This window comes from Winogradskyella sp., from assembly GCF_003712105.1.
GTDB lineage: Bacteria > Bacteroidota > Bacteroidia > Flavobacteriales > Flavobacteriaceae > Winogradskyella.
Genome location: NZ_RHLG01000009.1, coordinates 1 through 19,050, shown reverse-complemented (window position 1 = coordinate 19,050; position 19,050 = coordinate 1). Strand labels below are relative to the sequence as shown.

Genomic DNA, 19,050 nt, shown 5'->3' with positions numbered 1-19,050 from the left:
ATAATGAGATAGTTAATTATTTAAGCAGAGTTTTTGCTATAATATCACAAGTTTCATCTAAGATTTTAAAAACATGTTCAAAACCAGATTCGTCGCCGTAATATGGGTCAGGTACCGCTTTATCATAGATTGAAGCGTTTTCATCAAGGATTAACTTAACCTTAAGTCTGTCAGATTCACTTTGGGCAAGATTAATAATGTTTCTGTAGTTTGACTTATCCATAGCATAAATAATATCAAATCTGTCAAAATCTGCAGAAACAAATTGCCTAGATTTTTGGGTGCTAATATCTATACCATTTGCTTTAGCTACGGCTATAGAACGGTAATCGGGTTTATCGCCAATATGGTAACTAGATGTGCCAGCTGAGTCAATAAAAAAATCTTGAGATGATAATTTAGATTCTAAAATACCATGGGCCAATGGTGACCTACAGATATTACCTAAACAAACCATTAAAATTTTAGTTTTTGATGGTTTGAACTCCATAAATTATATAGTAAGTTTTTTAGCTAAGTCTTCTACATACTTTCTAAATTGCTTATCTGTAGAAGATAAGTTGTCTACAGTTTTACAGGCATGAAGTACAGTAGCATGATCGCGTTGTCCTATTTGAGAACCAATACTAGCTAAAGAGGCTTTTGTGTATTTTTTTGCGAAGAACATTGCCAATTGTCTTGCCTGAACAATATGACGTTTTCTTGTTTTAGATTGCAATGTATCTACATCCATTTGGAAATAATCTGATACAACTTTTTGGATATAATCTATTGATACTTCGCGTTTTGTATTCTTAACAAACTTGTCTACAATATCTTTAGCAAGGTTGATGGTAATCTCTTTTTTGTTAAAAGACGATTGCGCAATTAAAGAAATGATTGCACCTTCAAGTTCTCTTACATTAGACTTGATATGTTTAGCAACATACTCAACAATTTCTTCAGGCATATCAACACCATCGCGATACAATTTATTCTTTAAAATAGATACGCGAGTTTCAAAATCAGGACTTTGTAATTCAGCAGATAATCCCCATTTAAACCTGGATAGTAGACGTTGTTCAATATCTTGCATATCAACAGGTGCTTTATCACTAGTTAAAATTACCTGCTTACCATTTTGGTGTAAATGATTGAAAATATGGAAGAACACATCTTGAGTCCCAGTTTTTCCAGAGAAAAACTGTGCATCATCAATAATTAAAACATCTATTATTTGATAGAAATGAATAAAATCATTTCTGTTGTTTTTCTTAACTGAGTCAATATACTGTTGTGTAAATTTTTCAGCAGAAATATAAAGCACCGTTTTTTCAGGATACTTGTCTTTTATATCAACACCTATAGCATGAGCCAAATGTGTTTTTCCTAAACCAACGCCTCCAAAAATTAATAACGGATTAAAAGATGTTCCGCCGGGTTTGTTAGCAACTGCAATGGCTGCATTTCTAGCTAAACGATTAGAATCACCTTCTAAGAAATTTTCAAATGTATAATTAGGATTAAGTTGAGATTCAATCTTTACGTTGCGTATGCCTGGAATTACAAATGGGTTTCTAAGTTCTGGATTCTTATTATTAAAAGGAACATCTACATCTTGCGATTTTACAGCTGTTCTGTTAGAGCTAGGAATCTTTTCTGTAAACGGTTGTCTATTGCCATACGTGTTCTCCATTTTAATAATGTAGACCAGCTTAGCATCTTCTCCTAATTCTTTGGTTAAAGCAACTTTTAAAATTTTAACGTAGTGTTCCTCTAACCACTCATAAAAAAACTTGCTTGGTACTTGGATACTTAATGCATTGTTAGAAAGTTTAACGGCTACGATTGGCTCAAACCAAGTTTTGTAAGCTTGTGGTTGAATATTATCTTTTATAAAAGAGAGACAATTGCCCCAGACCGATTGAGCCGTTACATCCATACTTCTTGTTAAGTTGCGTTGTTGTTTTAGTTAGTTGAGCAAAAAAAAAGAGACATGATATTCTCTATAGTGTTTCTTTTGCATGACAAATATGTGAACAAAATATTTAAAAAAAAAATGAAATTGATTAGAATTTTAAGAAATTTTTTCTCATGTTTTTGCCGACTTTAAATGTACAATATTTTTATTAAAGAAGCTTTCTAAATAATGAATAAAAGTGAGACAAATATTAGGGTTCGCTACGGAGAGACAGACCAAATGGGCGTTGTGTATCACGCTAATTACGCGACTTACTTCGAAGTTGGCAGAACCGAATGGTTAAGACAGTACGGAATTACTTACAAATCTATGGAGAACAACGGCATAATGTTACCGGTTATATCTCTTAACATAAAATACAAGAATTCTGCTCACTACGATGATAATTTAACTGTCAAAACTTGTATAAAAAAAATTCCAACGGCGAGTATAGAATTTGATTACGAATTATGGAATGATAAAGATGAATTATTAGCAACAGGAAATACAGTTTTGGTGTTTATTGACATGGAAAGAAATAGACCAACACGCTGTCCAAAATATCTTTTAGATAAAATTGAAAAGGGGTTTAATTCTAAAAATTGAGTTATAATCTTTTAACAGTTACACCATAGAAATTCTCAAAATAGTTGAAGATTTCATCGGATTTACTTTTTCTAATCGCAAATTTAATTTCGCAATCCGCTTCAAATTTTTGATTTAGGATTCCTGCTCCGTAATCTTTTATAATGCGTTGCACTTTACTTAAATCTTTATAGTCAAACGTTAAATTAAAATGACTGTCAACAGTTTTTTCAATTATTTCTGCATCTTCTAAGGCCATTTGTGCCGCTGTTCTATAAGCATTAATTAATCCACTTACGCCCAATTTTACACCACCAAAATAACGAACTACTACTATAAGTATATTGGTGACTTCAAACGATTGTATTTGCCCATATATGGGCATACCAGCAGAATTATTTGGTTCGCCGTCATCATTAGCTCTATACCTTATGTTTTCAATTCCTAATTGATAAGCGTAACACCAATGTCGAGCATTGTAATGCTTCTTTTTAAGCGTTTCAATATGATGCTTTACATCATCTTCGGATATAATAGGAAAGGCAAAACCATAGAACTTACTATTCTTATCCTTAAACAATACCTCTTGTGATGGCTTACTAATGGTTTTATATGTGTCCAGAGTAGCCATGCTAAAGTGTTACCAAGATTATTGAGACTAAAGCTATTGAGATTCCAATCCAGTTTTTAGGACCTATTTTTTCTTTAAAGATTATTAGACCAACTAACGTCGATACAGCTACTATAGCAACATTATTTACCGTAAATATGGTAGAGCTCTCATTGTCTTCAAACCTTAATGCCTTCAACAGAAAAAACATAGAGCAGTAATTTACAATACCAAGAGCTATTCCGTAGGGAATACTTTTAAAATTGAATTTATCTTTTTTAGCAATTGATTTGTAGACTAAAACACTAGCGCCGATAATACCTGCTATTAAAAAAATAATTGCCAAGAAAAATGGCATATTGTTTTCTGGCGCAAAATGATTTACTGAAGTATCTATAATTCCAGAGCCTAAGAACAATATAATAGGTAGAAAAATCAGTTTGTTTAAGTTGACTTTGGCTTTCTCCTTTACTGAGGTAAGATACACTGCTATTAAGGCCAAAAGGATACCTGTTACTTTTTTGAGACCAACACTTTCGTTATAAATTATAATACCAAACAGAATAGGAATTACGACACTCATTTTACTCGCAACAGAAGCAACTGACAAGCCATTTTTTTGTGCTGTCAATGCCATAACATTGAATATTGAGATAAATAGGAAGCCTAGTAACAAAGCCGCATAAAACCAAGTTGAGTTTAAGATTTCTGTGACAGATAATTTGTTTTCATAAAATATAAAACCGCAAGCAAAAGCTGTAAAATAATTAACCACTATGGCCTGTAGCGTATCAATATTTTTGATGTTGAATGATTTGAACAGAACAAAGATACCGGTAGAGGATAATATGCTTAGGAGTAAGTAAATCAAAACAGATGTTTATTAATTTTAAAGAGATTTACCACATCTTCTTTAGTTTCATCAATATTCCAGACATTGAAGCCTAATTGCCTCGCAGCATCAGTATTTTCTTTGGTGTCATCAATAAAGAGGCATTCGTCTGCATTTAGTTTATTTTCTATTAAAACAAACTCAAAGGTATTGGCATTAGGTTTACGGAATGCTATCTCATGAGATAGATAAAATGAATTAAAGCAAGCTTTAAATGCCTCATAAAAATCTACATTTTGCTTAATGAAATCAATATGCATCTCGTTGGTATTGCTCAGTAAAATAAGCTTATAATCTTTCTTCCGAGCCAAGTTTTTAATAAACTCTAATCGGTACTCAGGAAAATCTTTAATGATATAATTCCAAGCATGGATAACTTCTTCTTCTGATAAATAATTGAATTTATTAGTATAGAATTCTAAGAACTGAGACGTAGAGATTTTGCCAACCTCATATTGCATATTTGTGTCCCACATGTCTGTTTCAAATTCTTCTAAACGAAATAATTCTAGTGCATGCGCCATGGCACCACTTTTATCTAAATTGATAAACACGTCACCAAAATCGAAAATCAGAGTTTTAATCAATTTCAAATAGTTTTAAAGTATCATCCAAGATGTTATATTCAGATACTAATTTACCTTTTAATATGGGAGCTTTTATGCCATCTTTAAACTCAGTATTTCCAACAAAAACTCGCGCTTCATCCCAAAGGTTTTCATCAATAAAGGTTTGAAGCGTTTGTGCGCCACCTTCTATAATTACTGAGTTAATGTTTCTATCAAATAGAATATCGCAAATTTGTTTAGCAACATCATTAGAATAGTTTAAATCTTCTTTAGAAATAGAAATAGTTTTACTAGCAGAATTAAAAACACTTAAGTTTTTACTTAGACTTCTATTTCTGTCCAATACAATTCTAATTGGGTTAGAGCCATCCCAATCTCTTACTGTTAAGCTTGGATTATCTTGTAAAACAGTGTTAGTTCCTACCAATATGGCTTGCTCTTCTGCGCGCCATTTATGCACTAATTGTCTAGAGTAGGTGTTAGTAATCCAAACTGGTTTTTGCTCATCTTTTGTTTTAGGAGCAATGAAACCATCTTTAGTTTCTGCCCATTTTAAAATAATATAAGGGCGCTTTTTATTGTGATACGTAAAAAAACGTTTATGATGATTTTTACACTCATCTTCTAATACGCCTACTATAACATCGCAACCTCCGGCTTTTAATTTCTCTATGCCTTTACCAGAAACTTCTGGATTATCATCGATGCAGCCAATTACTACTTGTGGTATATTGTACTTGACAATTAAATCGCTACAAGGTGGTGTTTTACCGTAGTGACTGCATGGTTCAAGTGTAACATATAATGTTGATTTGGCCAACAATGATTTGTCTTTTACAGAATTGATAGCATTGACTTCTGCATGAGCTTCACCATAAGGACCAGTAAACCCTTCTGAAATAATTTTACCACTACAAACAATAACAGCGCCAACCATAGGGTTTGGTCTGGTTGTACCTAGACCATTGCGTGCTATTTCTAAGCAACGTGTCATATATAGTTCATGCTTATCCAAGCTTATAATTTAATTTTTACTGTTTGCGTTTTGTCTACTTCATATTCTGAAGAATAGCCAAGAATATTATAATCTATAGTGCCTTTGTACTGAATTTTTAATTGTTGAGAAATGAGACTTCCCAATAATCCACCAATACTTTTTTTATCTATAATACTATCCGTAGAAATAGCCACAGTAAGCGGAATTGTAAAACTAGATTTAGACGGCACATTAAAGGCTTCGGTCTCAAACTGGGCAATTTCACTATCATTAATATAGACTTTTAAGTCATCTGTTTTTAGAGTTCCACCAACATTATTAGGGTTTTCAAATAACGCATCTGCGCTAAGTGTTATGGTCTTTATATTCGAATCCAACACCTTAATATTATCTACACCCAAAAACTCTGGTTTTTCTTTAACCGTACAGTTGAAAAACAGTGGAAAAAATAAAAAAATCAGTGCTATTTTTTTCGATATATCCAGATAATTAATGATTATCTTCATGCTTTAAAATTACAATTAGCTAAATACTATTTTGGTGGATAAAGATACTATTGTTATTCGAGAAATACAGCTTAAAGACAATGCTAAAATTGCCATAGCCATTCGAGCCGTTTTAATTGAAATGGGTGTGCCAAAGGTAGGTACAGCCTATGAAGACAAAGCATTAGATTGCATGTTTGAAACTTATGATGTAGAAAGGAAAATCTATTATGTCGTTGCAAAAGGAGATGAAATTCTTGGTGGCGCAGGCATTTCACCTTTAGATAATTATGAAGGTAATATCTGTGAGTTACAGAAAATGTATTTTATGCCAGAAGCAAGAGGCAAAGGACTTGGTACTAAGATGATGGATAAATGTTTAGATTATGCGCAACAAGTAGGCTTTGATAAATGCTACCTGGAAACAATGCCTTATATGGATGATGCCCGAAAATTATACCGAAAAGTTGGTTTTGAATCCATAGATCAACCAATGGGAGATACAGGTCATTATTCATGCTCTGTTTGGATGCTTAAAGATTTATAATATTGAAGGCTTCAGACTTAAAACAAATATTTCATAACGAGTTAAATGCGCAGTATGGAAAAGAAGAAGTAGAGTCTTTTTTCTTTTTGTCCATGGAACATTATTTAAATGTTCCTAGAATTCAACTTGCATTAGATTCAGAATATACCGTTTCCAAAAAAGAGTTAGATACTTTCTTTAGCCTTTTAGATGAATTAAAAGACGACAAACCTATTCAATATATTTTTGGAGAAACAGAATTTTATGGCCTTAAATTTAAAGTCAATAAGAATGTCTTAATTCCGAGACAAGAAACCGAAGAGCTGGTGGATTGGATAATCTCAGAATATAAATCCCATAATTCAAAATTTAGAATATTAGATATAGGTACAGGATCTGGCTGTATTGCAATAAGTTTGGCAAAACATTTACCTAATGCTGAAGTCTTTGCTTTAGATGTCTCAACGGATGCTTTAGAAATTGCTAAAAATAATGCAAAACTTAACAGTGTAGATATACAATATATAGAAGCGGATATTTTGAATGCAAAATCCTTTAGTTTGGATTTTAAAGATTATGAGTTCGATATTATTGTTTCGAATCCGCCATATGTTAGACATTTAGAGAAAGAAGAGATTAAGGCAAACGTACTAGATTATGAGCCACATTTAGCCTTATTTGTTGACGACAACGACCCACTTCTGTTTTATAAATCAATCACCCGTTTTGCTGTTAATAAGTTGAAGCAAAATGGACATCTCTATTTTGAAATCAATCAGTATCTTGGTGAAGAAACTAAGGATTTATTAACAGAATCTGACTTGACTGATATTGAATTACGAAAGGATTTAAACGGAAACGATAGAATGCTAAAAGCCATAAAGAAATAGTATGAAGCGTATAGCAGTTTTTTGCGGAAGTAGCTTAGGCAATAGTGAAACTATTATAGAGCAATCTAAGCATTTAGGGAAACTATTCGTAGAACGCGACATCACACTTGTATATGGTGCAGCTCGAATAGGAATTATGGGAACTGTAGCGAGAGCAGTAATTAATGGCAATGGCAAAACTATTGGTGTTATTCCTGAATTCCTTAAAACAAAGGAGATTGTAAATGCCAATTTAACTGAACTTATTGTAACCAAGAATATGCATGATAGAAAAATAATCATGTACGATAAAAGTGATGGTTTTATAATTATTCCAGGAGGTTTTGGGACCATGGATGAATTTTTTGAAATTACCACCTGGGGACAGCTCGGATTGCACTCAAAACCTATAGGTATTTTAAATACTAATGGGTATTATGATGCTTTAATACAGCAATGTAATGTTATGGTTGAAAACGGATTTTTAAAGCAAGAAAATCTAGATGCTGTTGTTATTGATAGCACAATTGAAGGTTTGTTAGAAAAAATGACTAATTATGTGCCACTTCCAAAGCCTAAGTGGTTAAATAAAGACGGACTTTAGTATATATAATAAATGACTACACAACAAAAAATAGAAGCACTTCGTGATGAACTTCGCCAACACAATCATAGCTACTATGTTCTTGATCATCCAACAATTTCGGATTATGAATTTGATATGAAGTTAAAAGAGCTTCAAGCGCTTGAGGCGCAACACCCTGAGTTTTATGATGCTAATTCTCCGTCGCAACGTGTTGGCGGTGCAATTACTAAGAATTTTGAAACTGTTGTGCATGATTTTAGAATGTACTCTTTAGATAATTCATACTCTAAAGAAGATCTTCTAGACTGGGAAAAGCGTATAAAAAAATTAGTAGATGGCGATATTCAATACACTTGTGAGTTAAAGTATGATGGTGCTTCAATGAATCTTACGTATGAGAATGGTAAACTTATACGAGCAGTGACTAGAGGTGATGGTGTACAAGGTGATGAGGTGACTACAAATGTAAAGACTATTAACTCCGTACCTTTGCAGCTTAAAGGTGATTTTCCGGAACGCTTTGATATTCGTGGTGAGATTATATTACCGATTGACGGATTTAATACAATGAATGAAGAACGTCTTGCTAATGGAGAAGAACCATACAGAAATCCAAGAAATACAGCTTCTGGAAGTTTGAAACTGCAAGATAGCTCTGAGGTTGCTAAACGTCCTTTAGAGTGTCTTTTATATAGTATAAAGGGTAATAATCTAAATATTACAACTCAGTTTGAAGGGTTGCAAAAAGCTAGAGATTGGGGGTTTAAAGTGCCTAAAGAAGCTCAGCTTGTAAATACTATTAATGAAATTTTAGAGTATGTTGACTATTGGGATAAGCAGCGGCATAACTTACCTTACGAGATTGATGGTATTGTGATCAAGGTTAATAGTCTTTACCAACAAGAAGAATTAGGTTTTACTGCTAAGGCTCCTCGATGGGCCATGGCATACAAGTTTAAAGCAGAACAAGTATCTACTCGACTTAACGAGATTTCCTACCAAGTAGGTCGTACAGGTGCAATAACACCGGTTGCTAATTTAGAGCCAGTTCAATTGGCAGGTACAATTGTTAAGCGTGCTTCGCTTCATAATGCCGATCAAATTGAAAAACTAGATGTTAGAGAAGGTGATGAGGTTTTTGTAGAAAAAGGTGGAGAAATTATTCCGAAGATTATTGCAGTAGATTTCCTAAAACGTCCTCTGAATTCTACCAAGACTAAATATATAACACATTGTCCGGAATGTGGCACAGGACTTATTAGGCCAGAAGGAGAGGCTAAACATTATTGTCCTAATTATGAGGCATGTCCGCCACAAGTTGTAGGTCGTATTCAACATTACATATCCCGAAAGGCAATGGATATTGATGGGTTAGGTGGAGAAACAGTTGCGTTGTTGGTTAATGCCAATTTAATAAAAGATTATTCAGATTTATATGCCCTTAAGGTTGAAGATGTAATTCCTTTAGAGCGCATGGCGCAAAAGAGTGCAGAGAACTTGGTTAATGGCATTGAGGCTTCTAAACAAATTTCGTTTGAGCGGGTATTATTTGCTCTAGGTATACGGTATGTTGGAGAAACTGTTGCTAAAAAATTAGCCAAGCACTATAAGTCTATTAATAATTTAATGACTGCTTCTATTATTGATTTGGTCAATGTTGATGAAATTGGTGAGCGAATTGCAGAAAGTGTTGTTGAGTTTTTCTCATCTAAGGAAAACATTGACATTGTAAATAGACTAAAAGATTTTGGGGTTCAATTAGAGATTTCCGCCGAGAAATTAGCTAACCAGACAGAAGTGCTAAACGGAAATTCTTTTGTTGTGTCTGGAGTTTTTGAAACCGTTTCAAGAACTGAGCTTAAAAAATTAATTGAAGATAACGGCGGAAAAGTATCTTCTTCAATATCATCTAAAACAAGTTTTCTCATCGCTGGAGATAAGATGGGACCAAGTAAACGCACAAAAGCAGAAAATCTTAATATTCCTATAATAAGTGAGTCGGATTTCTTAGCTATGGTAGCTAAGTCTTAATTTTCTTACTATTTTTTATTTTTTATCGTTAAAATGCAATTATATTCGTTTAATTACAAAAAATATTGTATGTTTGCCCTAGCTATTTAATGATTAATGAATATGATAATCAACAAATTACTAAAAATTGTGTTAGTAATTTTGAGTGTTGCTTTTATAATTCTCGAGGTTCAACAACTGGTATTTTATGCTGATATTGCTAGTACAGTATTACTATTACTGTTCACGTTTTTATATATAAGAGGCAAACTCAGTAGACGACCATATCTTTTATATTTTTTAATAACGTTTACGATTTCGGAAATCATATCTTTAGGTGCTAATTTTGTCACTTTGACTACTGATTCTATTGATTATAATTATTATGTGGGTAATTTTTTATACATGCTTGCATATGTGTTTTTGATATTGCGTTGTACAATTACTATGAATTTTAAGGATATTATTAAACGATTCCCAGTAACAATTGCTATACTCGCAATTCTTGGTGTGTTCTGCGTTACTTTAATTACTGAAACAGCTCAAAATCAATTAAGTACTTCTGAATATGTTACTGAATTTTTGTACAATGTAGTTGTTATGGCGTTGGTTTCTATTGCCTTAATCAACTATATGCACAAAGATGATAATAAAGCAATGCTATTTTTTATAGCGACCATGTTTATTTTCTTTTCGGAAATGATTCAGTTGGCATATTATTATGTTGAAGACATGGTGCATTTAGCAGCTATATATTCAGTGTTTTTAGTGCTTGCCTTTCTGTTTCTTTACCTTCAATCAAAGCTTAAACATGAGAGAGTTGAAGATTTTAATTTGCTACCAAACAATTAATTATAACTAGACTATAATAGTTGTCCCTTTGGCCTTTTTCTCTTCGTTAGGGCTGAAATAGAAATCGATCTGACCTAAATAAAGTCCATAACAACCGACTTGGTTAACCAATACATTTTCACCTTTACTGTTTTTCTCTATTGTAGGTTTTGGTAAAAAAGTATGGGTATGACCACCAATAATTAAGTCTATATCTTTGGTCTGTCTGGCTAAAACTAAATCCGAAACTATTTCAGGGTTATTTTTATAATAGTAGCCTAAGTGCGATAAGCATATAATTAAATCACACTTTTGTTCTTCTTTTAAGATGCGAGACATGTCTTGTGCAATTTCTATAGGATTATTGTACACGGTCTCCTTATAAAGCTTTTTACCTACAAGGCCTTCAAGTTCAATACCTAAGCCAAAAACACCGATCTTAATTCCGTTTTTATTAAAGGTCTTATAGGGCTTAACATGAGTATCTAAAACAGTGTTTTTAAAATCATAGTTAGCAGACACAAAATCAAACTTTGCATTTGGAAGTTGGGCATATAAACCGTCAATTCCATTATCAAAATCATGATTTCCTATTGTTGCTAAATCGTATTTAAGCATACTCATAAGCTTAAACTCTAATTCGCCACCATAATAATTAAAATACGGTGTACCTTGAAAAATATCACCAGCATCTAGTAGTAGCGTATTTGGATTTTCTTTTCGAATAGACTCAATTAATGTTGCTCTTCTAGCTACACCACCTTTATTTGCATTTCTACCATCACTAGCACTAAAGGGATCAATATGGCTATGCACGTCGTTGGTATGTAAAATGGTTATTCTTTTTAGGATGTTATCGTGCTTAAATGAAGATAATGTTAATCCGCCAAGACCAACAAGCGCTCCGGCTGCAGTAGTTTGTTGTAAAAATTTTCTACGGTTCATAGGTTGTTAATCTTTTAGTCTAATAAATCTATCGTCAATAGTTGGCTTTAAGGTGTCAATCTTTTTAAAATAATCTATTAATAGATTTCTGATCTTATAATCTAAATCATAGAGTGTATCCTTGGTTTTTAAAAAGTGCATTCTGCTTCCACCATTGTATAGATAATCGTTAGTGGCCACATGATAGGTTTTACTGTAATCAATTTCGACACCGGCAATTAATGCACTATTAATGCTATAATCATTATTTAGGGTAAGTTTAAGGTTTGAGATTGGATGTGCTCTCTTTTTTGTAGCTAAAAAGTCTAACATATCTTTAACTTGTTGCCCCTTCATCGTAGTTACAACAACAGAGTTATCAAAAGGCATAACTTCATACGCAGTTCTACTAGTAATATTTCCTTCAGAAATGATAGAACGAATACCACCATGATTCAATATAACCATGTCGATGTCTTTAGTTGTCCTTTTATTAAAGACAGGATTCGCCATTTCCAAAACGGCATCAGCCATAAAGTTACCAATTGCAGTATTCAACTCTCCATCAGTTTTAGCAATCGTATTTACAGAGTAAGCAATTACGCTGTCTAAATCCCTATTTACACTTTGGCGATAGGGCTTTATAAAAGCTTCAATGTCTTTATTGGTTTGTAAGCTATCGGTAATGGAATTTCTTTTACCAACAATTTTGTTAATAGAATGGTCTTGTTTACAACTAGTTATAAATAATATAGTTGTTAATATTAGTATAAGTCTGCTTTTCATTTTAACTAACTTATGATTTCTTAACTATAAAGTGTAGGCACTTTTGTTAAATTTGCACAAAGTCTAAATATAAATGATTTTAAAGGCATTTAAAGAAAAATCAAATCAAAAATATATTAACAAAATGCTAATGAACCGTGAAGGTGTTATTAGCAACGAAACGATTAATTCTGTAGGTGTACTTTTAAACGAATCTGAGTTTAAAGACTATGAAGTAATAGAAAAGTTCTTTAATTCTATAGGGATATTAAGTTCTAAACTCAGTTTTTTTGCATTTTCAGATTCAAAAGAAACCCAGCATAACACATGGGATAATATATATAGAAGTTCTGATTTTGGATGGCGAGGTAAACTAAAAAATATAGAGTTAGAGAATTTTACAAAAACAAACTTTGATGTGTTAATATGTTATTTTTTAGCAAATGACATAGAATTAATTCAAATTGCGGCGATGTCGAAGTCAAATTTTAAAGTAGGCATCTCTAATGAAGATGAACGCTTGTATGATTTAATAATAGAAGTGAACCCTAATAATTTTGAAGTCTTTACGACCGAACTTAAAAAATACTTAACCATATTAAATAAATTATAATATGAGCAAATTTGTTGGTACAGGTGTGGCACTTATAACACCTTTTAAAGAAGATTTATCTGTTGATTATGATGCACTAAGCACGTTAGTAGAATATAATATATCTAATGGCATTGAGTATCTGGTAATTAGTGGCACAACTGGTGAGAGCGTTACAATTAATGCCGAAGAAAAGAAAGCTATTACTGCTCATATTACAAAGGTTAATAATGGACGTTTGCCTTTGGTGTTAGGTATAGGTGGCAATAATACGCAATCTATTATTGAAGAAATAAATGCTACAGATTTAACTAGTATTGATGCCATTTTATCAGTTTCACCTTACTACAGTAAACCAACTCAAGAAGGATTATATCAGCATTTTAAAGCCATTGCCACAGCTTCTCCAAAACCAATAATTTTGTACAATGTACCTGGACGTACTTCAAAAAATATGCTTCCTGAAACAACATTAAGACTCGCCAGAGAATTTGAAAATATAATCGCAGTTAAAGAAGCAGGTAATAATGTTGCACAATATTTAGAACTGATTAAAGACAAACCAGAAGGTTTTCATGTGATATCTGGTGATGACGACTTGGCTTTATCTGTTGCATTGGCTGGAGGATCGGGAGTTATATCTGTAATTGGTCAAGCGTTACCAAAAGAATTTTCCGAAATGATAAGACAAGGAATTGCAGGTAATGCAAAAGTAGCCTATAAAACACATTATGATCTAATGACAATTACTGGTCAAATCTTTTCAGAGAACAATCCTGCAGGAATTAAAGCTGTTCTTAACAGCTTAGGAATCAGTAATTCGTATGTCAGATTACCACTAGTTGAAGCATCTTTAGATTTAAAAAATGCTATTAATAATGAACTTCAACGGTTAGGTAAACGTTAAACTTCTTTTAAAGTCCTTATTTCGTAGTTATAAGCCTGTATTTTAGAGCAAAATTTTTGTTTTTAAAATCCGTTATTAATGCATACTTTTGCACACTGTTTTAAGTTTATGAAAAAAGCACTTTCTATATTAGTATTGTTAATTGTATTTAACTCATGTAATGATTTTCAGAAGGCAATGAAATCTGAAGATACTGCTTTGAAGTTTGAATTAGGTACAGAATTATATGACGCTAAAAAGTACAAAAAGGCCAACAGACTATTTGAGCAAATAGTGCCTAAGTACAGAGGTAAACCACAAGCAGAAAAGCTCATGTTTATGCATGCTGATTGCTTTTTTCAGTTAGAGCAATACTACTTGTCAGCCTACAGATTCGAGCAATTTGTGAACTCTTACCCAAATAGTGAAAAAGTTGAAGAAGCAGCATTTTTGTCAGCAAAAAGCTACTATGAAGAATCTCCCATTTATTCGAAAGAAAAAGAGGAAACAGTAAAAGCTATCGAGAAACTGCAATTATTTATCAACTCATATCCTGATTCTAAATATTTACAAGAAGTAAATGTATTAGTGAAAGAGTTAGATTATAAGCTTGAGAAAAAGGCTTTTGAAATTGCTAAACAGTATAATAGAATTTACGACTACAAGGCTTCGATTAAATCGTTCAATAATTTTTTACTAGATTTTCCAGGCACTAGCTTAAAGGAAGATGCCCTATATTATAGATTTAATTCAGAATATAATCTTGCTATATTAAGTATTAAAGAACTTAAGCAAGATCGTATTAATATAGCATTAGCAGACTATAGAGCACTAGTAAGTGCATACCCGAACACCAAATATTTAGATGAAGCAAATCGTCTAAAAGAAGAGTTGGAAAGAGAGAAAAATTTAACAGATACAGATACAAAAAGTTAATCACAATAAAGATGGATTTAAAGAAAACCGATGCACCAGTTACAACGTTAACTTATAACAGAAACGAGATTGATGAGCCAACTGGAAACATTTATGAAGCTATTTCCGTTATTGCAAAACGCGCAGAACAAATTAATACCGATATAAGACGTGAGCTTATAGACAAGTTAGAGGAGTTTGCCACTTACAATGACAGTTTAGAAGAAATTTTTGAAAACAAAGAACAAATTGAAGTTTCTAAGTTCTATGAAAAATTACCTAAGCCACACGCTTTAGCCGTAAAAGAGTGGTTAGAGGATAAGATATATCACAGAAATACTGAGGATACTCAGGAATAACCTTTAAATGTCTATTCTTAAAGACAAAAATATTTTACTAGGTGTTACCGCTGGAATTGCAGCCTACAAAACAGCGCATCTGGTAAGGCAATTCATAAAAGCAGGTGCCAATGTCCAAGTCATAATGACACCTGCTTCTAAGGATTTTATTACACCACTTACACTTTCTACACTTTCTAAAAACCCAGTGCATTCGTCCTTTACAAATGATGAAGATGACAATGCGATGTGGAACAATCATGTAGAGCTTGGCTTATGGGCAGATTTGTTTGTTATTGCTCCAGCTACAGCAAACACCATGTCAAAAATGGCAAATGGTACTTGCGATAACCTACTATTGGCAACCTATTTGTCTGCAAAATGTCCTGTTTATTTTGCACCAGCAATGGATTTGGATATGTATAAACACGAATCCACAAAAACATCATTTGACAAGCTTCAATCGTATGGAAATACAATGATTCCTGCTACTAGTGGTGAGTTAGCAAGTGGTCTTGTTGGTGAAGGTCGCATGGCAGAACCAGAAGCTATTGTTGCTTTTATTGAAGCCAATATTTTAGATAAACTTCCTTTAAAAGGAAAAAAGGTTTTAATTACTGCAGGACCAACTTATGAAGCGCTAGACCCTGTAAGATTTATAGGAAATCACTCCAGTGGTAAAATGGGTTTTGAGATTGCTAAAGCTGCTGCAAATAATGGCGCCGAGGTAGTTTTAATCTCTGGGCCAACGCATCAGAAAGTAGACCATAATCAAATTTCAGTTTTTCCAGTTGTTAGTGCTCAAGATATGTACGATGAGGTGCATAAACATTATCAATATATCGATATCGCAATTCTTTCAGCTGCAGTTGCGGATTATAGACCAAAACAAGTTGCGGATAAGAAAATAAAAAAGAAAGATGCATCGTTTACTATAGAGTTAGAAAAAACAAAGGATATTTTAAAATCTCTTGGTGAGCAAAAAAGGAATCAATTTTTAGTTGGTTTTGCATTAGAAACTAATAATGAGCTCGAGCATGCCAAAGGAAAATTAAAGTCCAAAAATTTAGATTTAATAGTCCTTAACTCCTTAAAAGATGAAGGTGCAGGTTTTGGAGTATCCACAAATAAAGTTACATTTATAACAAAATCTAACGAGATTATTGATAATAAACTTAAATCTAAGTCACAAGTTGCCGAAGATTTAATTCAACAAATTTTAAAGCAAATACATGCGTAAGTTATATGTCGTCCTTTTTCTGTTTCTTCCAGTAGTCGCTATGGCTCAGGAGCTTAACTGTACAGTTACTGTAATTGCCCAACAAACAGGTAATGATAATAATGTAGTATTTAAGACACTGGAGCGTCAATTAACAGAATTTATAAATAATACCCAATGGACAAATAAAGAGTTTAAGGTTCAAGAACGCATAGATTGCAGTATGGTTATTAATGTGCAAAATTACAATAACGATGCGTTTTCCGCTACCTTGCAGGTCCAAGCTTCAAGACCAGTATATGGCTCTACATATAATACACCTGTATACACCTTTAATGATAAAGAGTTTGTTTTTCAATATATCGAGTTTCAAAATTTAGTATTCAATAAAAACCAATATGAGTCTAATCTAATTTCTGTTCTTACTTTTCATGTTTTTATGATGTTGGGCATGGATGCAGATACTTTTGCACCCAATGGAGGTAATGAATACTACAGGCAAGCACAGACAATTGCTAACTATTCTCAGCAAGGAAATGCTCCTGGTTGGAAATTAGAAGATGGATTGCAATCACGTTTTGCTTTAATTGATAACATTTTATCACCTACATACAAAGAATTTAGGTCCACACTCTACAAATACCATAGAGATGGTTTGGACTTAATGCACAAAAATGCAAAGAATAGCAAAGGAGTAATTGCGGCATCTATAAGAGACTTACAACAAATGCATTCTAGAAGACCAAACTCATTTTTAATGCGTGTCTTCTTCGACTCAAAAGCGAATGAAATTCAGAAAATATTTAGTGGCGGACCTAGCGTCAATGTCGCTGAAACTATCAATGTCCTTAATAAAGTCGCACCGATTCATGCTTCAAAGTGGAATAAGATAAAATTCTAACTTAATTAAAATTAGATTTTTATAATTTACAGAACACAAAAATGTAATTTTGTATTCTATTAAAGTCTTCTGTATTGCTGACCTCTTTAAAAATTAAAAACTATGCTTTAATTGATGAGTTAGAAATCTCATTCAATAATGGATTGTCTGCTATTACAGGAGAGACCGGTGCAGGTAAGTCAATACTCCTTGGAGGATTATCTTTGGCTCTTGGTAAAAGAGCTGACTTGAGTCAAATAAATAACAAGTCTAAGAAATGTGTTATTGAAGCGGTGTTTGATATAGCTAACTACGATTTAAAGACTGTTTTTAAAGATGAAGATTTAGACTATGATACGCAAACCATAGTACGTAGAGAGATATTACCTTCAGGTAAATCTAGAGCATTTGTGAATGACACACCTGTAAATCTCGAAAGTTTATCAAATTTAAGTGCTTATATTTTAGATATACATTCTCAGCATCAAACCTTAGAGCTTACTAATGATTCATTTCAGTTAAAAGTAATAGATGCACTAGCAAATAATGATGAAATATTAAATGGATATAGAAGCCAATTAAAGCAGTACAAATCACTATTATATCAATTGTCAGAACTAGAAGCATCATTAATAAACGCTAAAAAAGAGTACGATTATAATGTGTTTTTACTTAACGAACTTACAGAAGCTCAACTCAAAGTTGGTGAATTAGAAGAGCTTGAAGCTAGCTATGAGCAATTGAGTAATGTTGAAGCCATAAATGAAGCCCTGAATTATTCAAGATCATTACTTAATTCAGAGGAAATGGGTGTATTGGATAAGCTTAATGAGATTAAAAGACAACTGTCCAATATTAGTGATTTTGGCAAGGACTATAAGTCTATTGAAGCACGCGTAATAAGTACATCTATAGAGCTTGATGACATAGTATCAGAATTGTCCAATCTAGAAGAAAACCTATCAAGTGATCCATTAGAGTTAGAACGCGTTAATGGTAAACTCCAAGTAATCAATACTTTATTACAAAAGCATTCCGTAATAGATGTTTCTGAGCTAATTCAACTAAAAAATGAATTAGAAATAAAAGTGAGCACATCCGAAAATTTAGATACAGATATTTCAGAAATTAAATTAAAAATTGAAGGCCTCAAGAGTCAACTCAATGCTAAAGCAATTACTATAAGAGCTAATAGAGTAGCGGTAATACCAGAGTTTATATCTCATTTAGAACAACTTCTTTCAGAGTTGGGCATGCCTAATGCCAAGTTGGACGTTCAATGTATAGAATTGGAAGAATTTACAACTAGTGGAAAAGATCAACTTCAGTTTTTATTTGCAGCTAATAAAGGCAGTCAGTTTAACACACTTAAAAAAACAGCTTCTGGAGGAGAATTATCTCGTATAATGTTGGCAATTAAATGCATATTATCTAATTATGTGAAGTTGCCGACTATAATGTTTGATGAAATTGATACCGGTGTTTCCGGAGAGATATCAAATAAGATGGGAGATATTATGAAAACAATGAGTAAAAATATGCAAGTGTTTGCAATCACGCATCTACCTCAAGTTGCATCCAAGGGTAATTCGCACTATAAAGTTTACAAAACAGATGTCGATGGTACAACTC

22 protein-coding genes are annotated in these 19,050 nt (G+C 32.8%); 13 read left to right on the top strand and 9 right to left on the bottom strand.

The annotated features are described in order from the left end of the window. Positions 1-16: 16 nt before the first annotated feature. Together ED556_RS14490 and dnaA are read right to left on the bottom strand one after the other, a co-directional pair. The gene (locus ED556_RS14490) at positions 17-490 is read right to left on the bottom strand and encodes a low molecular weight protein-tyrosine-phosphatase (protein ID WP_296325512.1); all 474 of its coding nucleotides are present in this window, start codon (positions 488-490) and stop codon (positions 17-19) included. Positions 491-493: 3 nt separating this feature from the next. Then, positions 494-1,921, bottom strand: a complete 1,428-nt coding sequence (gene dnaA, locus ED556_RS14485; protein ID WP_296325509.1) for a chromosomal replication initiator protein DnaA — start codon at positions 1,919-1,921, stop codon at positions 494-496. Positions 1,922-2,128: 207 nt separating this feature from the next. Between dnaA and ED556_RS14480 the strand changes: the two genes are divergently transcribed. Continuing rightward, the gene (locus ED556_RS14480) at positions 2,129-2,545 is read left to right on the top strand and encodes a thioesterase family protein (RefSeq protein ID WP_296325505.1); all 417 of its coding nucleotides are present in this window, start codon (positions 2,129-2,131) and stop codon (positions 2,543-2,545) included. Position 2,546: 1 nt separating this feature from the next. Here ED556_RS14480 and ED556_RS14475 read toward each other — a convergent pair whose 3' ends face one another. Genes ED556_RS14475 through ED556_RS14455 form a run of 5 tightly spaced genes read right to left on the bottom strand, consistent with a single transcriptional unit; the run spans position 2,547 to position 6,098 of the window. Further along, positions 2,547-3,155: a YigZ family protein gene (locus tag ED556_RS14475; RefSeq protein ID WP_296325503.1), complete on the bottom strand. Its 609-nt coding sequence runs from the start codon at positions 3,153-3,155 to the stop codon at positions 2,547-2,549. Between the two features lies 1 nt (position 3,156). Continuing rightward, entirely contained in the window at positions 3,157-4,005 is an 849-nt protein-coding gene (locus ED556_RS14470) for an EamA family transporter (protein ID WP_296325501.1), read from the bottom strand. Further along, positions 4,002-4,613 (bottom strand): HAD-IA family hydrolase, encoded by a 612-nt coding sequence (locus ED556_RS14465; RefSeq protein WP_296325499.1) that lies wholly within the window; start codon positions 4,611-4,613, stop codon positions 4,002-4,004. Before ED556_RS14465 ends, ED556_RS14470 begins: the two co-directional genes overlap by 4 nt. Continuing rightward, on the bottom strand, positions 4,606-5,610 hold the full coding sequence (gene ribD / locus ED556_RS14460) for a bifunctional diaminohydroxyphosphoribosylaminopyrimidine deaminase/5-amino-6-(5-phosphoribosylamino)uracil reductase RibD (RefSeq protein WP_296325496.1): 1,005 nt from the start codon (positions 5,608-5,610) through the stop codon (positions 4,606-4,608). Before ribD ends, ED556_RS14465 begins: the two co-directional genes overlap by 8 nt. A gap of 2 nt (positions 5,611-5,612) precedes the next feature. Continuing rightward, positions 5,613-6,098 carry an LEA type 2 family protein gene (locus ED556_RS14455; RefSeq protein WP_296325493.1) on the bottom strand — a complete coding sequence of 162 codons (486 nt, stop codon included), beginning with the start codon at positions 6,096-6,098 and terminating at the stop codon, positions 5,613-5,615. 34 nt (positions 6,099-6,132) lie between these two features. Between ED556_RS14455 and ED556_RS14450 the strand changes: the two genes are divergently transcribed. From ED556_RS14450 to ED556_RS14430, 5 genes are all read left to right on the top strand, one after another. Continuing rightward, positions 6,133-6,624 carry a GNAT family N-acetyltransferase gene (locus ED556_RS14450; protein ID WP_296325489.1) on the top strand — a complete coding sequence of 164 codons (492 nt, stop codon included), beginning with the start codon at positions 6,133-6,135 and terminating at the stop codon, positions 6,622-6,624. Positions 6,625-6,626: 2 nt separating this feature from the next. Beyond that, a complete protein-coding gene (gene prmC / locus ED556_RS14445) occupies positions 6,627-7,493 on the top strand; it encodes a peptide chain release factor N(5)-glutamine methyltransferase (protein WP_366663759.1) in 867 nt (288 codons plus the stop codon). A gap of 1 nt (position 7,494) precedes the next feature. Then, positions 7,495-8,076, top strand: coding sequence for a TIGR00730 family Rossman fold protein (locus ED556_RS14440; protein ID WP_296325486.1), 582 nt, complete (start codon positions 7,495-7,497; stop codon positions 8,074-8,076). 12 nt (positions 8,077-8,088) lie between these two features. Beyond that, positions 8,089-10,089: an NAD-dependent DNA ligase LigA gene (gene ligA, locus ED556_RS14435; RefSeq protein ID WP_296325483.1), complete on the top strand. Its 2,001-nt coding sequence runs from the start codon at positions 8,089-8,091 to the stop codon at positions 10,087-10,089. Positions 10,090-10,218: 129 nt separating this feature from the next. Beyond that, positions 10,219-10,920, top strand: coding sequence for a hypothetical protein (locus ED556_RS14430; RefSeq protein WP_296325481.1), 702 nt, complete (start codon positions 10,219-10,221; stop codon positions 10,918-10,920). Between the two features lie 6 nt (positions 10,921-10,926). Here the strand turns inward: ED556_RS14430 and ED556_RS14425 are convergent, their stop codons facing one another. Further along, positions 10,927-11,844, bottom strand: coding sequence for a metallophosphoesterase (locus ED556_RS14425; protein WP_296325478.1), 918 nt, complete (start codon positions 11,842-11,844; stop codon positions 10,927-10,929). Positions 11,845-11,850: 6 nt separating this feature from the next. Then, positions 11,851-12,609 carry a 5'-nucleotidase C-terminal domain-containing protein gene (locus ED556_RS14420; RefSeq protein ID WP_296325475.1) on the bottom strand — a complete coding sequence of 253 codons (759 nt, stop codon included), beginning with the start codon at positions 12,607-12,609 and terminating at the stop codon, positions 11,851-11,853. A gap of 73 nt (positions 12,610-12,682) precedes the next feature. Between ED556_RS14420 and ED556_RS14415 the strand changes: the two genes are divergently transcribed. The 7 genes from ED556_RS14415 to ED556_RS14385 form a co-directional block, all read left to right on the top strand. Next, positions 12,683-13,201 carry a hypothetical protein gene (locus tag ED556_RS14415; RefSeq protein ID WP_296325473.1) on the top strand — a complete coding sequence of 173 codons (519 nt, stop codon included), beginning with the start codon at positions 12,683-12,685 and terminating at the stop codon, positions 13,199-13,201. A 1-nt stretch (position 13,202) separates the two neighbouring features. Then, entirely contained in the window at positions 13,203-14,087 is an 885-nt protein-coding gene (dapA, locus tag ED556_RS14410; protein ID WP_296325470.1) for a 4-hydroxy-tetrahydrodipicolinate synthase, read from the top strand. A 108-nt stretch (positions 14,088-14,195) separates the two neighbouring features. Continuing rightward, complete coding sequence (bamD, locus tag ED556_RS14405) at positions 14,196-15,002, top strand: outer membrane protein assembly factor BamD (RefSeq protein WP_296325468.1); 807 nt, start codon at positions 14,196-14,198, stop codon at positions 15,000-15,002. 11 nt (positions 15,003-15,013) lie between these two features. Beyond that, positions 15,014-15,340, top strand: coding sequence for a DNA-directed RNA polymerase subunit omega (locus ED556_RS14400; RefSeq protein ID WP_296325465.1), 327 nt, complete (start codon positions 15,014-15,016; stop codon positions 15,338-15,340). Between the two features lie 7 nt (positions 15,341-15,347). Next, entirely contained in the window at positions 15,348-16,559 is a 1,212-nt protein-coding gene (coaBC, locus tag ED556_RS14395) for a bifunctional phosphopantothenoylcysteine decarboxylase/phosphopantothenate--cysteine ligase CoaBC (protein ID WP_296325461.1), read from the top strand. After that, on the top strand, positions 16,552-17,439 hold the full coding sequence (locus tag ED556_RS14390) for a DUF4835 family protein (RefSeq protein ID WP_296325458.1): 888 nt from the start codon (positions 16,552-16,554) through the stop codon (positions 17,437-17,439). Before coaBC ends, ED556_RS14390 begins: the two co-directional genes overlap by 8 nt. 74 nt (positions 17,440-17,513) lie before the next feature. After that, positions 17,514-19,050: DNA repair protein RecN (locus tag ED556_RS14385; RefSeq protein ID WP_296325456.1), on the top strand; the 1,537-nt coding region annotated here is incomplete at its 3' end.